The sequence below is a fragment of the Aliarcobacter vitoriensis genome (assembly GCF_048320235.1).
GTDB classification, from domain to species: Bacteria; Campylobacterota; Campylobacteria; order Campylobacterales; family Arcobacteraceae; genus Aliarcobacter; species Aliarcobacter vitoriensis.
Genome location: NZ_CP182882.1, coordinates 1,553,737 through 1,568,583, shown reverse-complemented (window position 1 = coordinate 1,568,583; position 14,847 = coordinate 1,553,737). Strand labels below are relative to the sequence as shown.

General features: G+C 23.9%; 14 protein-coding genes. 2 read left to right on the top strand and 12 right to left on the bottom strand.

Annotation, left to right across the window (positions count from 1 at the left end; translation table 11 throughout):
- Window positions 1–3 precede the first annotated feature (3 nt).
- Window positions 4–1,164 (top strand): GDP-L-fucose synthase family protein, encoded by a 1,161-nt coding sequence (locus ACNSOS_RS07810; protein WP_418184851.1) that lies wholly within the window; start codon window positions 4–6, stop codon window positions 1,162–1,164.
- Complete coding sequence (locus ACNSOS_RS07805; RefSeq protein WP_418184850.1) at window positions 1,154–2,230, top strand: glycosyltransferase family 2 protein; 1,077 nt, start codon at window positions 1,154–1,156, stop codon at window positions 2,228–2,230. The genes ACNSOS_RS07810 and ACNSOS_RS07805 overlap by 11 nt, the downstream gene beginning before the upstream one ends.
- Here the strand turns inward: ACNSOS_RS07805 and ACNSOS_RS07800 are convergent.
- Genes ACNSOS_RS07800 through pseG form a run of 12 tightly spaced genes read right to left on the bottom strand, consistent with a single transcriptional unit; the run spans window position 2,227 to window position 14,846 of the window.
- Window positions 2,227–4,506 carry an HAD-IA family hydrolase gene (locus ACNSOS_RS07800; protein ID WP_418184849.1) on the bottom strand — a complete coding sequence of 760 codons (2,280 nt, stop codon included), beginning with the start codon at window positions 4,504–4,506 and terminating at the stop codon, window positions 2,227–2,229. The genes ACNSOS_RS07805 and ACNSOS_RS07800 overlap by 4 nt on opposite strands.
- Window positions 4,506–5,876 carry a glycosyltransferase family 2 protein gene (locus ACNSOS_RS07795; RefSeq protein WP_418184848.1) on the bottom strand — a complete coding sequence of 457 codons (1,371 nt, stop codon included), beginning with the start codon at window positions 5,874–5,876 and terminating at the stop codon, window positions 4,506–4,508. Before ACNSOS_RS07795 ends, ACNSOS_RS07800 begins: the two co-directional genes overlap by 1 nt.
- Before the next feature lie 10 nt (window positions 5,877–5,886).
- The gene (locus ACNSOS_RS07790; RefSeq protein ID WP_418184847.1) at window positions 5,887–6,927 is read right to left on the bottom strand and encodes a class I SAM-dependent methyltransferase; all 1,041 of its coding nucleotides are present in this window, start codon (window positions 6,925–6,927) and stop codon (window positions 5,887–5,889) included.
- Window positions 6,924–7,937: a UDP-glucose 4-epimerase GalE gene (gene galE / locus ACNSOS_RS07785; protein WP_418184846.1), complete on the bottom strand. Its 1,014-nt coding sequence runs from the start codon at window positions 7,935–7,937 to the stop codon at window positions 6,924–6,926. Before galE ends, ACNSOS_RS07790 begins: the two co-directional genes overlap by 4 nt.
- Entirely contained in the window at window positions 7,934–9,076 is a 1,143-nt protein-coding gene (gene glf / locus ACNSOS_RS07780) for a UDP-galactopyranose mutase (protein WP_418184845.1), read from the bottom strand. Before glf ends, galE begins: the two co-directional genes overlap by 4 nt.
- Window positions 9,073–10,041, bottom strand: coding sequence for a glycosyltransferase family 2 protein (locus ACNSOS_RS07775; RefSeq protein ID WP_418184844.1), 969 nt, complete (start codon window positions 10,039–10,041; stop codon window positions 9,073–9,075). The genes glf and ACNSOS_RS07775 overlap by 4 nt, the downstream gene beginning before the upstream one ends.
- Before the next feature lies 1 nt (window position 10,042).
- The gene (locus ACNSOS_RS07770) at window positions 10,043–11,380 is read right to left on the bottom strand and encodes an ANL family adenylate-forming protein (RefSeq protein WP_418184843.1); all 1,338 of its coding nucleotides are present in this window, start codon (window positions 11,378–11,380) and stop codon (window positions 10,043–10,045) included.
- Window positions 11,381–12,082 (bottom strand): SDR family NAD(P)-dependent oxidoreductase, encoded by a 702-nt coding sequence (locus ACNSOS_RS07765; RefSeq protein ID WP_418184842.1) that lies wholly within the window; start codon window positions 12,080–12,082, stop codon window positions 11,381–11,383.
- On the bottom strand, window positions 12,082–12,372 hold the full coding sequence (locus tag ACNSOS_RS07760) for a hypothetical protein (protein ID WP_418184841.1): 291 nt from the start codon (window positions 12,370–12,372) through the stop codon (window positions 12,082–12,084). Before ACNSOS_RS07760 ends, ACNSOS_RS07765 begins: the two co-directional genes overlap by 1 nt.
- 11 nt (window positions 12,373–12,383) lie before the next feature.
- Window positions 12,384–12,917, bottom strand: coding sequence for a hypothetical protein (locus tag ACNSOS_RS07755; protein ID WP_418184840.1), 534 nt, complete (start codon window positions 12,915–12,917; stop codon window positions 12,384–12,386).
- Window positions 12,901–13,932, bottom strand: coding sequence for a pseudaminic acid synthase (pseI, locus tag ACNSOS_RS07750; protein WP_418184839.1), 1,032 nt, complete (start codon window positions 13,930–13,932; stop codon window positions 12,901–12,903). Before pseI ends, ACNSOS_RS07755 begins: the two co-directional genes overlap by 17 nt.
- Entirely contained in the window at window positions 13,929–14,846 is a 918-nt protein-coding gene (gene pseG / locus ACNSOS_RS07745; protein ID WP_418184838.1) for a UDP-2,4-diacetamido-2,4,6-trideoxy-beta-L-altropyranose hydrolase, read from the bottom strand. The genes pseI and pseG overlap by 4 nt, the downstream gene beginning before the upstream one ends.
- Window position 14,847 lies beyond the last annotated feature (1 nt).

The following is a 14,847-nucleotide window of genomic DNA, read 5'->3' as shown; positions in this document are numbered from 1 at the left end:
TAGATGAATAGAAATAGCAAAATTTATATAGCAGGATATAAAGGATTAGTTGGTTCAGCAATAGTAAAAAATTTAAAAACAAAAGGTTATGAAAATTTAATCACAAGAACTCATAGTGAGCTTGATTTGATAAATCAAAAAGCAGTTATTGAGTTCTTTGAAAATGAAAAACCAGAATATGTAATACTTGCTGCTGCAAAAGTTGGTGGAATAAAAGCAAATAACACTTATAGAGCAGATTTTATATATGAAAATTTACAAATTCAAAATAATATTATTCATCAATCATATGTACATAAAGTAAAAAAACTTTTATTTCTTGGTTCAACTTGTATATACCCTAAAAATGCACCTCAACCTATGAGTGAAGATTGCCTACTTACAAGTAAACTTGAATATACAAATGAACCGTATGCCATTGCAAAAATAGCTGGGATTAAAATGTGTGAAAGTTATAATATACAATATGGTACAAATTTTATATCTGTAATGCCAACAAATTTATATGGAGTAAATGATAATTTTGATTTAGAAACTTCTCATGTATTACCAGCTTTACTTCGTAAAATACATTTAGGAAAATGTTTAGAAGAAAACAATTGGGAAGCTATAAAAGAAGATTTAAATAAAAATCCAATTAAATGTGTTAAGTCCTATGAATTAGGTGCTAAGAAAGAAGATAAAATTATTACAAGAGAATCTAGTAAACAAGAAATACTCAATGTTTTAGAAGAATATGGAATAAGATTACATAATACAGAATTCGTAAAACCTAACACCAATTTGAACAAAGTTCAAATTGAAATCTGGGGAAGTGGAAAACCAAGACGAGAATTTCTTTATTCAGAAGATATGGCAGATGCTTGTGTGTTTTTACTAGAAAATATAGATTTCAAAAATACTTATGAAAAAGACTCAAAAGAGATAAGAAATACGCATATAAATATAGGAACAAGTAAAGATATATCTATCAAAGAATTAGCATATCTTATAAAAGATATAGTAGGCTTTAAAGGTGAATTATATTTTAATACTCAAAAACCTGATGGAACTATGGTAAAATTGACAAATCCATCAAAACTCCATAATCTTGGGTGGAAACACAAAGTGGAGTTAGAAAATGGTATTAAAAAAGTTTATGAGTGGTATAAAAATGCAAAATAATCTCCCTAAAATAACAGTTGTAACAGTAACTTACAATGCAGAACAATATTTAGAACAAACTATTAAAAGTGTGATAGAGCAAGATTATCCGAATATAGAGTATATAGTTATTGATGGTGCTAGTAGTGATGGCACAGTTGATATAATAAAAAAATATGAGAAATATATAACATATTGGATAAGCGAACCTGATAGTGGAATTTATGATGCTATGAATAAAGGAATTGATGTTGCAACTGGAGAGTGGATAAATTTTATGAATGCAGGTGATAGCTTTGCTTTAAATAATGTTTTAAATAAAATCTTTTCTAAAACATATAACTCAGATGTATTATATTCAAATTCTTATTATGTAAATAAAGATTTTCAAGTTATAGGAGAACATGAAGTAAAAGAATTAGAAAGTTTTTTTACTTCAGAGATGCCATTTATCCATCAAAGTACATTTATTAAAAAAAATATAATATCTAAATCAATATTTCGTACAGATTACAAATTAGCTTCAGATTTTGATTTATTTTGTAAATTATATATACAAAAATATAAATTTGAATATTTACCAAATGTAAAAATTGCAAAATTTTTAGTAGGAGGAATTCATACTTTTAATATGGTTAAATACACTTCTGAAGCTTTAAATTCTTTAATTACTGAATATTCGGATACAGAATTTTTGATAAATAATTTATCAGTTATTAAATCTTTTGAAAAATATAGCAATGAAAGTTTAAATCTATTTCCAACTATTTTAAGTTCGGTGCTTTTAAATATAGAAAAAACTATTAATAGCTACAATAAAGTAGCTTTATATGGTTATGGATTATTTGGAAGACTTATATACTCACAATATTTTGATAAAATCAATTTAATTATAGATAAATCTATTTCAAATAAAAATATACATTTACCAATAGTTAATTTACAAAATATTAAAAATTATGATTTTGATGTTATTCTAATAAGTTTAATTAATAAAGAAAAAAGTGTTATAGAAGATTTAATTAAAAATGGTATACCTAGAGATAAAATAATTTATATAAATTTAAAGGATATATTAAATACTTAAGAAAGATATATTAAATTATTTATGCTTTTATTTAATAGTTTAAACTCATACTCTAACTTTTCTTTCATAGCCAAAGCAAAAGCACCTGAAGCGATGATAAAGTTCTTTTGTTCGGTTTTAGCTATCTCATTTGGAGATAAAACATCATATCCAAAAAACTTATTTTGTTTAGGCTTTGTTTCAATCAAGTAGTTTACTTTAATCCCTCTTAATAATAATTCAGGTAAAAGTTGTAAAAAAAACTCACCTGCTCCATAAATACAAAACTCTTTTATATGTGAATATTTATCTATTTGTTCTAGTAATTTATAAATATAAAGTTGATTTGTATTATCTGAAAGATATCTATTTTTTAAATAGTTTGGATCAACTTGTGTGATGGTTCCTTGTATCCAAGGTATATCTACCCAATCTTTATACAAATTGTTTTTAAAATTGTAAAATGTTTCATCTATTCCATTTTGTTTTAATTTTTCAATAGACTTTGTAGAAATAATGGGTATTAAACTACTTGCATCATCACTCGTATTTATTAAAAGTTCTCCTAAATATTTTGTTTCATAAATCGTAGGAAATTCTATTACTCTCGTCATAAGATTTAAAATATCATTTGGAGTAAATTTTGAATAATCTTGCTTATATTGAATTGAAATTTTAAAGTATTTATCAATACCTTTTATAAAAGCTTTTATAATATTTTTATCTTGTATTGTAATATTTTTATCTATTATTGGCACTACTTTTTTTTCTATTCTTTCATATCCCAAAGTTGTGCCTAATAATCCATTAAATAAAATTTCAAATATATCTGGACTTCTTCTTAATAGATTTATCTTATATTCATTTTGTTGAGTATAAGGTATAAATGTATATTGTTTTTGATTGATGCTATTTTCAATTCCTTGTTTTGTTCTATAAAATAAAATATTTGTGAAGTTAGGATTAATAAGCAATGAAGATAATTTTTTATGCATAGATGAATTTGCACCAAAATCAAATATTATACTTTCATCATTTAAATCAATAGTTTTCCAATACTCTAAAAAAAGTTTTTTTTCTACTTCTTTATTTTCTAATATTTTTTCTATTTTACCTTTTATATCTTGGTTTATACAACTTTTCAAATGGTCTAAATTGTTTAATTCTTCATTATCATATTTTTTAAGTTCTTCATTGTCAATAAGTAAATCAAATCTTTTATAAAAATCTTTTAAAGTAATCTTTCTAAAAAATTTTAAATTTTTAAAGTCTAAATTATAATCTTCTTCTGTTAATGTTGATAATAATAGTGCTTTTCTTGAAGTATGAATATTTTTTAAGATAAAATTCTTCTCTAAACCATTATATTTTAGAATTTTTTGGAAATAGTCTTTAAAAACATCTCCTTCTCTTAATATAAATCCTATATTAAATAATCTATTCTCTAAACAAATATTAATCAACCAATGAGAAAATTCCCAAAATATCGGTCCACAAATCGTAGCCCCAAAATTATAAAAGAATTTGTACTTTTCATTTTTATATGGATTATTTAATGATGCTAAATTTCTATAAGACACAGTTTTTTGTGAAAACAAATAATAACTTTTTTCATGTCTTAATTGTTCTAAATAAAAATAGTTAGGTTTATAAAATATTGTAGATATTCCTATTTCATTAGCTTGTGATATATCTGATAATAAATTATCTCCTATATGTAGAATTTGTGATGAATTAATATTACACTTACTTAAAATATAATTATAAATATCTCCATCATATTTTGTTCTTTTTATATCACTAGAAACAAAAATTTCTTCAATTTTTTTAAAATTTATCAATCTATTTAAAATTACTTTTTTTATTTGCTCTTTATTTAGATACATATCAGATATAAAAATTATTTTTTTACCATGTTGTAAAGCTAGATCTATCCATTTTTCAATATGATAATTTATAAATAAATTTTCTTTTTCTACTTTTAATTCTAGTTTTATTAATCTATTTTGTTGTTTTTTACTGAGATACTCAAATTCTCTATAAATATCATTTAAAGCTATCTCTTTTTCTGATGATTTGTCTCTTGCAACTTTCTCAGCTATAATTCTCAACTCTTTAAAATTATTATTTTTACCAAAAATATTTTTTATATATTTATAATTCGCCATAATTTCAAAAATATCTACTGGTTGATTAATCTTTCTAAAAACCAATGTATCAAAAATATCAAAAGATATATATTTTATGTTTTCATCATTTAAATATTTTTCAAAATCTTTATCTAATAAGCTTTTCATTATAAATCTTTCAATAATTTATCTCTTATCATTCTAAACTTTTTATACAAAACTGGTTGATATATATTTTTAAATATATCTTCATACATTTTATATTGACTATTTAAGTTTTTTATCTCATTTAGATTTACTACATTTAGAAATTGATCTATAAAAATATAACTATCATCAAAATTTTTATCTTCTTTAAAATCTAAGATATGCTCTTGCACATAAAATATTGTTTTAAAATTTGTCTTACAAAACTCTTTTTGTAAAACTATTTTTTCATCAAAATTTGATTTGATTAAATCATAGTTTTCTTCACCACAATATATAAATATATTTTTATAGAAAGTTTTTAAGTGTAAATAAACTCTTCTATTTGAATACATATCTTTTTGCATATGAATTATAATATTATCTGTATTTTTTAAATTATATTTATCAAATATATTTTGTTCAGGTTCTTTTATAAAAATGCTATTATCTTCTTTACCTAATTTTCCAATAAACAGATCATCAATAGCACATAAAAAAGATTTAGGAGTAGCATAGTTTCCTTTTAAATTTGAAAAAAAAGTCAGTGAAATTAACCAATTACAAATACTGTTTACAAAATTATCAAATTTATTATCTTCTAAATATTTAAGAAAAAACATTATTTTATTTCTTTCAAAATAGTAAAAGCCAAAAGTATTTGTATGATTTGCTGCTCCCATTTTATGAAATACTCTTGAACTGTTTATAGCATGGATCTCATATCCAGACTTTTTTACTCTAGTACACCAATCCATATCATCCCAATATATAAAATGATGTGTATTAAAGCTTCCAACTTTTTTTAATACTTCTTTAGACGTTATCATACAACAAGCAGGAACATAATCACAAACTACAATTTCAGGTAAAAAACTATCATCTTTATGTGATTTTAAAGGAGTATATATATTAAATTTATTATCAAAATCTATAAATGATCCCATCTCTTGTAAAATATCTTTATTATCCATAGTACATATTTTTGAGCCAACTACTCCAACTTTTGGATTTATTTTTATATATTTGTGAAGATTTAAAATAGTATTAACTTCAAGTAAAATATCATTATCTAATAACACTACATAATCATATTCTTTTTGCATAGTATATCTTATACCTCTATCAAAACCACCTGAACCACCAGTATTAGTTTCATTTTCTAAAAGTATAATTTGTGGATAGTTATCCTTTACAAATTTACTACTTCCATCTGTTGAAGCATTATCTACAACTATCACATCATAAGTTAAATTCTCAAAGTTTGATTTATATAAAGTTTCTAAACAACCTTTTAGATAACCAACTTTATTAAAATTACAAATTACTATTCCTAAATCTTTTTTAGTCAAAATAATTCCTTTATTTTATTTTTCTAACCAATGCTAATCCATAATTATTGGGAGTAGTATATATTTGGCATAATTCAAAATTCTCACTATTTTTTATATATCGCTCAATAATAAAAGCTGGTCCTTCCCAACCACAATATTCTGGAAATATATCATGTAACATAATATATCCTCCAACAGCTAAATAATCATTAAATTTTAGAAAATCTAATGTTGCTCCTCTTGGAGTATGATCTCCATCAATAAATAAAAAATCTATTTTTTTATTAGAAAGGTTTGGTATAAATTTTTCAAAATCAATATAAGAATTTAATTGAAATAAATTTACTATATCAGATACTTCTGCGGATTTCATAATATTTTTAACATATTCAAAATGATTTTCATCAATCCTTTTATTATTAAATAAATCTATTGAGTAAATTTTTCCATCTATTTCTAAATCTTTTAAAGCTGAAGCAGCCCAAAGAGTAGAAGCTCCCATAAAAATACCAATTTCTACAATTATTTTAGGAGCAATATTTAGTACTAAAGAACGATAAAGTTCACCTGCAACTGGAGATAATGAAGCAGGAAAAGAAATATCTCTTTCATATATTTGTACCAACTCTTTTGCCCAAATTTCATTTGAATTTTTTATTAATTTTGGAACATTCCATTTTAAAAGATTTTTAGTATTTTTTTGAAAAAATTCTAAGTTTAAATCACTAGCTACTCTATTTTCTTTCCATATTTTATACTCTTCTTCAAATCCGAGAATATCTATAAAAGTATAATTTTCATAATTCATATTTTTTAGCTGTTCAACAATTTGATTTTCCCAAGTAGATGCTATGACTAATAAAGGTTTTTCTTGAAGAATTAATTCAGGATTTAAAACTTCACACTCACAAAATATAGAATTATGCTTACTTTGTTCATTGTCATAAAAGTTATCAACTTTTACACCACAATTTATTAAATATTCATAAGCTTTAAATCCAAGACTTCCTGCTCCAAAGATTGATACATTTTTAAATCTATTCATCATTTTATTTATTTCTTTACTCATATATTTTTCTCCCATTCATATGCACTTTTACAAATCAATTCCAAATTATTAAATTTTGGCTTCCATTTCATTTTATCTAAAATCTTACCATTATCTGATACTAAAAAAGCTGGATCCCCTCCTCTTCTTTCTATAATTTGAGTTTTAAAATCACAATTTGTTATATTTTTTATACTATTTACAATCTCTTTTACACTATAACCTTTTGCGTATCCTAAATTAAAAATATCACTCTCATTTTTATCAAGATAAGTAATAGCTTCAATATGGGCATTTGCCAAATCTTCCACATGAATATAATCTCTTATGCAACTACCATCAAATGTATCAAAATCATCTCCATAGATATTTAAAACTTCTCTTTTTTTTAAAGCCGTTTTTACTACAAGTGGTATAAGATGAGTTTCAGGTTCATGTCTTTCCCCAATTCTTGGAATTAATAGATCATTTTTATAAAACATATCAGCCCCAGCTACATTAAAATATCTAAATATTATATATTTAAAATTTTTTGATATTTTAGTTGTATCTTGAAGTATTTTTTCACTCATTAATTTACTCATTCCATAAGGATTTATAGGATTTGTTGGAAAATCTTCTCTTATATTTGAATTTTGTTGAACATCTCCATAAACTGCTGCTGTACTTGAAAAGATAAATTTTTTTACATCTGCTTTAACTGCACATTTTATTAAATTTGTTGTATTCACCGTGTTATTAAAATAATATTTAAAAGGGTTTTGCATAGATTCTGAAACTATACTAAATGCAGCAAAATGAATAATCACATCAAATCTATTTTTTTCTAATATTTCTTTTACCTTATCAAACTCTTTTAAATCAAGTTCTATAAAATCAAAAGTTTTTATAGTTTGTAAAGTTTTTATAGTTTTAATACTACCTGTTGATAGATTATCTAAAATAGTTATTTGATAATCTGTTGTTTCTAAAAGTTGTTTAGCAACATGGCTTCCTATGTATCCTGCTCCACCTGTTATTAAAATTTTCATTTAAAATTTTCCTCGAAAACTTCTAAAGCTCTTGTTACAATATCATCCATATCATAATATTTATACTCTGCAAGTCTTCCTACTAATATAAGATTCTGAAATTCTTGCGAATATTTTAAATATTGATTATATATTTTTTGATTTTCTTGTGTAAATATTGGATAATATGGAGTATTTTTACCCTTTATATACTCTTGAGGATACTCTTTTAAAATTGTTGTTTTAGTTGAGTTTACTGGATGAATATGTTTAAACTCTGTAATTCTTGTAAAATCGTAATTATTCGGATAATTTACTGTTGCTTTTTCTTGATAAAATTCATTTTCAATAGTTTCAAATCTCATATCTACACTTCTATAAGGAAGTTCTCCAAACTTATAATCAAACAATTCATCAATTTGCCCAGTATATATAACTTTCCCATCAAACTTTCTATCAAAAAGATAAAAATCTTTATCTTTTATTTCACAAATATCTTTAAAATCAGTATTTAGCATTAGTTTTATATTTTTATGATTTAACATATTTTCTATCATTTTTGAATAACCATTTTTAGGAAGCATTTGATAAGTATCGTTAAAATATCTATTATCTCGACCAATAAATATTGGAACTCTTGCTGTAACTGCTCCATCCATATCTTCTGGTTTCATACCCCATTGTTTTGCCGTATAATTTACAAATATTTTGTCATATATAAAGTCTGCTAGAAATGACAACTCTTTATCCGTTGATTTTTTTAATTCTAAAATAGGAACTTTAGAGTTGTATTCAAAATTTTTTAAAAGTTTTTCTTCCAAAATCTTGGCTTTTTGAGTTGGAAAAACTTCATATAAAGTATTAAAATTGAAAGGTATTACAACCTTTTTCCCATCAATATAGGCTAAAACTTCATGATTATAAATATCCCAAGTTGTAAAATTTGATAGATATTCAAGTACTTTTTTATTATCTGTATGAAAAAGATGAGGTCCATATTTATGAATTAAAATATTATTTTCATCTTTTAAATCATAACAATTTCCAGCAGTATGATTTCTTTTTTCTATGATTAAGACTTTTTTATTAAGTTCAGTTGCAATTTTTTGAGCTATTACAACTCCTGCAAGACCAGCTCCTACTATGATGTAATCTATCATTTTTTACCTTTCAAAATCTTTGTCGGTTTTTCATTATTAAAAATCCCTTTTATACCATCATAAAAAGAGTTAGTTGCAAATTTAAGTCGAATATATTTTTTGTCATCATACAAAATAATATCTTTTATTAAATCAACATACAGTTTTAGTATTAACAAATATCTTTTAAAACCTTTTCCATATTTTAATGCTATAAAAATAGAATTTCTAAGTCCAAAATATTTTAACCAAAGTTTTTCAAATTTTATTCTATTTTTTTTTGAATATAAAAATTGTCTTTGTATTTTCTCTTCTTGTCTTTGTTCTTTATGATAAATACTTACACTATTTACCATAAGTATTTTCCCGATAGTTATAAGCCTTAAGCTATATTCTGTATCGTCATGATGTATAAAAAATCTCTCTTCGGGTAAACCTACTTTTTTAACTGATGAGATAGGAATTAAAATTCCAACAAATGAAGCCATTTCTATTTCAGATTTTTCTTTTTTATATTCATTTATATCAAGTGGCTTTTGAAAAGCAGGTAAGCAGTTTATATAATCAAAATTTCCTCTATGCCCAAAAGTAGAAAGAGTATGTTTTTCTTTTGTCCCAATCATAACCTTAGGAGCATAGGCACTATATATTTTGTTATTTGTATTTTTTAATAATTCTTCTAAAGTAGTTAATTCCGGTTCAGCATCATCATCCATTAACCATACATAATCGTAATTATTTTCTGAAACAAATTTTGTACCATGATAAAATCCACCAGCACCACCTAAATTTTTATCTAATTTTTTATAAATAAGATTATCATTGTTTAAATAACCATCTTCTTTTATTTTTGTATGTGTACCATCAGTTGAAGCATTATTTATAACAAAAATATCAGTTTTATATGTTTGATTTATTAAAGAATCTAAGCACTCTTTTAATAACTCATATCGATTATATGTAACAACAACAGTACAAATTTTCACTTTAATCTTTCCTTCTGATTTTTTTAAATCTATCATTAAAATTAGTTTTTTCAACAATATTTACTTTTGTAGGAATCTTAAAAGCATCAAGTTTGTCTTTACAAAAAAGTCTTATAACTTTTTTTATATTTTCAATATCTTTATTTAAAACTACATCACAAACAACTGTTTGCCCAGTTATAGCATTTTTTTCACCATAAACCATACAATCATCTATTTCATCAAGACTTAAAATAATACTTTCAACTTCACTTGGTAATACTTTTTGTCCACCTACATTTATTACTTCTTTACTTCTTCCAATAATTTTTAAAAATCCATCTTCAAGAACTTCTACTAAATCACCTGTTTTAAACCAACCATCACTCGTAAAGCTATCCATTGAAGCATTTAAATATCCTAAAACTTGAGTTTGGCTTCTTAACCAAAGCTCATTTTCAACTATCTTGTATTCAGAATTTATATCTTCAAGCTTCATAAATAAAGAATCAGATGATTTTGAACTAGTTGTGCTAATTCCTGTTTCACTTGTTCCAAAAGTTTGCAAAAATTTTACTTTTGGAAAAGTCTCTTTTAGTTTTAAAAGTAGTGATTTTGGCATTGTTTCTGTGCCATATGTTATCATCCTTAAACTACTTAAATCATATTTTTCATATTCACCAGAAATTAAAATCAGATTTAAAAATGTTGGACTAGATGGAAGTAGCATAATCTTATATTTTTCAATCAATTCACAAATAGTTTTAGCATCTCTTTGTTTTGGAATAATCAAAGTTGTACCCATAGAAAAAGCGTTAAAAACTGTATTCAATCCGCCAATATGGTCAAACATCAAAAAAACCAACATATTCATTGATTTTTCTTTTTTATCTTTATATGAGTTTAAGAGATTATCAAGATTGTGAATCATAGCTTTTGGTTTGCCAGTACTTCCACTAGAAAAGAGAACTAATCCAGAGTTATTATTAGCTGTTAGTTTTTCTATCATATTGTGAGAATGATTTTGTTCCAAATTTTTTATCAATAGTTCTTTTTTATTTGTTTCTATAACATATTTGCAAAAAGACTCTTGTATAAACTCATCTTGAATTTTTTGTATATTAGTAGTAATAGGAACAATAATATTTTTATTTTCATATAAAGCAAAGAAAAGTGCCAAATTATAAAAAGAGTAATCCCCTAAAATTGCAACTACTTTTGAAGATATTTTGTTTTCATTTAAAATTCTTTTATAAGTTTCTATTTGAAGAATAAACTCTTCATAAGTATGTGAAATATCTTCGAATATTAGTGCTTTCTTTTGGTTAAAACTTTTAAATCTTTCTATTACAAAACTCATTTAGTTATTTACTCCACCAAGATAAATTATCTGACCTGTTATAAAGTTGCTTTTATCATCACAAAAAAAATCAATCACATTCATAATATCTTCAAAAGTACCAAATCTTTTGATAGTTTGTTTATTTAAGAGTTCATCAATTTTATTTTTAGGAACAGCTTTGATTAAATCAGTTTGGATTGGTGTTGGGCCAATAGCATTTACAGTAATATTAAAAGGAGCTAACTCTTTTGAAGCAGTTTGAGTAAAAGTTTCAATAGCAGCTTTACTTGAAGCATAAACAGCTTCTCCTTCAAGTCTAAGTGGCTTTGCAACTGTTGTAAAATTTATAATTTTTCCATTCTTTTGTTTCATCATAACTTTTGAAACTTCTCTTGTAAACAAAAAAGTTCCTATAAAATTTGTATTAAAAAGTTTTGAAATAGTATCAATTGAAGTTGTCAAAATGTGATTCATTGATGCAATCCCAGCATTGTTGATAAGTATATCAATCTTTTGAAACTCTTTTTTTATATTTTTTATCATATTTACAACAGCTATTTCATTGTTTATTTCTAAAGAAAAATGTCTATAATTTTTATGATTTATAGAACTTTCACTTCTACTACAACCTATTACGATATTGTCTTTTTCCAAATAATAGTTTGCTATAGCTTTCCCAATACCTTTTGAAGTCCCAGTTATAAGTATAATTTTACTCATTAATTTTCCAGTAAATCTTTAATGTATAAAGTTAAAGTTTCAATATTTCTAAAAGGAGATGTTTTTGCACTCATTGCTTTTTCATCTGCTAGAATTACATTTTTTTCAAATTTATCAGAAATCTTATCTTCTAAATCAGTAATAAAACTCACAAGTGCTAAAGAATCTAATGCTCCAGTTCCACCATATAATTTTGTTTTAGAAGTTGGATTTATAAATAATTCATTTTCTAACTCTTCATTTAATTCTTTTAGGGTTTCAATTATTATTTGTTCAATCTGCTTTTGCATAGTTCTTCTCTTTAGTTAAAGTTATATTCTATTTTATCTAAATATTTTTTAATAGAGTTTATTAATTTTGAGTTTTTATGTTTTTCCCAATTTTCTTTAGAAAGTTTCAAATAAAAATATTCGATATTTTCTTTAAAACTTTCAAAACCAAAATTTTTATTAAAATTTATTGCTTGTAGATTACTCTTTTTTACAAAGGAGTGAATATCTTCATCAAATATTTCAAAAATAAAATTTAAAAATATATAAGTTGAAACTGATTTTAAAATAGGATTTGAGTCATTCTTAAAGTACAATCCCCAACTAAGTTCTTTTTCATTTTTTACAAAATTAACTGAGCCAAAAAGTTCATTTTCACAAAAAATAGCAAAATATTTTTTATTTGTTGAGGCCTTTAAAGAATTTATAAAATTAATATGATTTTCTAAACTTATTAGTTCAGTATTAATCATATTTTCTCTTATATATGTTTGGTTTCTAAGCTCTAAAATTTCTTCAATTTCATTTTTGTTTAAAAATATAAAATCTTTAAAAATTATTTTCAACTCTATCTCCAAATTTATAGTCTTTTGTAGCAGTTTTTCCTAGAATGTCTTTTAAATATTTTGGATGAAGTCCATAAAATGGTCGTACACTTTTTATATTATCTTCACTAAAAACTTCACCAGTTTTTATATCTTTTGAAACATATAGACTTCTTGCAAATCTCCTTTGTTTTTTTCTTTTTTCATTTAGACTATAATCTACAGTTCCAATTAATTTTTCAGTATCTCTTATGGCTTTTATCATTTCATGGAATTCTTCTTTATCTAAAGAAAATTTACAATCTACTCCACCCATTGTTTTATCAATAATAAAATGCTTTTCTATAACTTTTGCACCTAAAGTTACTGCAACAACTGGAGCAATATAACCCATTGTGTGATCAGAAAAACCAACTTCAACTCCAAAAGTTTCTTTCATATTTGAGATAGTTTTTAAGTTGGCTTCGTATAATGGCGCTGGATATTCACTTGTACATTTTAGAAGTATGATATTATTGTTTCCAACACTTTTACAAATTTCTATAATATCTTGAATTTCATCTATTGTAGCAATTCCTGTACTTATAATAATTGGTTTTTGTTTACTTGCAGTGTATCTAACTAATTCGTAATCAGTTATTTCAAAAGATGCTATTTTGTAAGCTGTTGGATTTAAAGTTTCTAAAAAATCAACTGCACTTTTATCAAAAGGAGTTGAAAAAATATCTATATCTAAGCTTCTTGCATAATCAAATAACTCTTTATGCCATTCCCATGGAGTATAAGCTTCTTGATATAATTCATAAAGATTTTTGCCATCCCATAAAGTTCCACCATCTATCATAAAATCAGGATTTTTACTATTTAGTGTAATTGTATCAGCAGTATATGTTTGAAGTTTTATAGCATTTGCACCTATTTCTTTAGCAGCTTTTATTGTATCAAGTGCAGTTTGTAAGCTACCATTATGATTTGCACTAAGTTCTGCAATAATAAAAGTTCCATCTTTTTTTAAATCAAAAGTACCTATTTTCATTTCTTCTCCAAAAATAGCTTTATATATTTTTTTAAAATTTTTTTATCTAACTCTTTCATAACATAATATCCATTTTTTTTAAGATATTTATACATATCAATTTGATTTTTGGCTGTTTTAATAGCAATAAAAGGAATATCTAAATAATAAATTTCATTTACTGTAACACTTGGTGTTACAATAGCAAAATCACTTTTTATCATAAGCTTTGCAATTTCATTTGAGTTTATATATAAATTTATCCATTTTTTATCTTGACAATATTTTTTTAGTTTTTTTAAATTTTTATTTGCTATTGTTGTTACAATATTCACTGTAATAGACTTGTTAGAAACTTTCTTTATAGTTTTTAATATTTTGATATTTAGATTTTTATGGTCTGCGCCACCCATAGCAATAAATATAGTTTTAACTTTTACATTTTTTGTAATTATATTTTGTTGTTTTTTTGCCTCTAAAAACTCTTTTCTTAAAAGAGTATATTTTTCCCCACATCTTAATTCACAATTTTTAGGTACTAAATTTATATATTTTTCTTCATTTGCACTAATGTTATGGTTTAGTAAAATATCACAATAGTGCTTTTCATAAGTATCATCAAAAACAAAAATTTTTAAAGTAGGGTTTTCTTCTTTCAATTTTTTTTCAAAATTATAATTTATGTCGTAGTGGTCAATTATAATCATAGATATATTTAGTTTTTTTATAAGTTGGTTTAAATCTTCAAAATCATTAGTTTTTAGAAGTTCAATTTGGTAATTTTCTTCAACTATTTTATGATTTATATTTCCTTGTAAATTTTGCGTTGCAAAAATAATATTATCTTTTGGAAAATGCTTTGCTAAAACTAAATCTCTCATAATATGACCAGTTCCAATATATGAAGAAGAATCTGCTCTTATTAAAATATTCATA

Bases quoted from the DNA above. Each gene is read 5' to 3' on its own strand.
- ACNSOS_RS07810 (WP_418184851.1), top strand. From the start codon at position 4: ATGAATAGAAATAGCAAAATTTATATAGCAGGATATAAAGGATTAGTT.
- ACNSOS_RS07805 (WP_418184850.1), top strand. From the start codon at position 1,154: ATGCAAAATAATCTCCCTAAAATAACAGTTGTAACAGTAACTTACAAT.
- ACNSOS_RS07800 (WP_418184849.1), bottom strand. From the start codon at position 4,506: ATGAAAAGCTTATTAGATAAAGATTTTGAAAAATATTTAAATGATGAA.
- ACNSOS_RS07790 (WP_418184847.1), bottom strand. From the start codon at position 6,927: ATGAGTAAAGAAATAAATAAAATGATGAATAGATTTAAAAATGTATCA.
- galE (WP_418184846.1), bottom strand. From the start codon at position 7,937: ATGAAAATTTTAATAACAGGTGGAGCAGGATACATAGGAAGCCATGTT.
- glf (WP_418184845.1), bottom strand. From the start codon at position 9,076: ATGATAGATTACATCATAGTAGGAGCTGGTCTTGCAGGAGTTGTAATA.
- ACNSOS_RS07770 (WP_418184843.1), bottom strand. From the start codon at position 11,380: ATGAGTTTTGTAATAGAAAGATTTAAAAGTTTTAACCAAAAGAAAGCA.
- ACNSOS_RS07765 (WP_418184842.1), bottom strand. From the start codon at position 12,082: ATGAGTAAAATTATACTTATAACTGGGACTTCAAAAGGTATTGGGAAA.
- ACNSOS_RS07760 (WP_418184841.1), bottom strand. From the start codon at position 12,372: ATGCAAAAGCAGATTGAACAAATAATAATTGAAACCCTAAAAGAATTA.
- pseI (WP_418184839.1), bottom strand. From the start codon at position 13,932: ATGAAAATAGGTACTTTTGATTTAAAAAAAGATGGAACTTTTATTATT.
- pseG (WP_418184838.1), bottom strand. From the start codon at position 14,846: ATGAATATTTTAATAAGAGCAGATTCTTCTTCATATATTGGAACTGGT.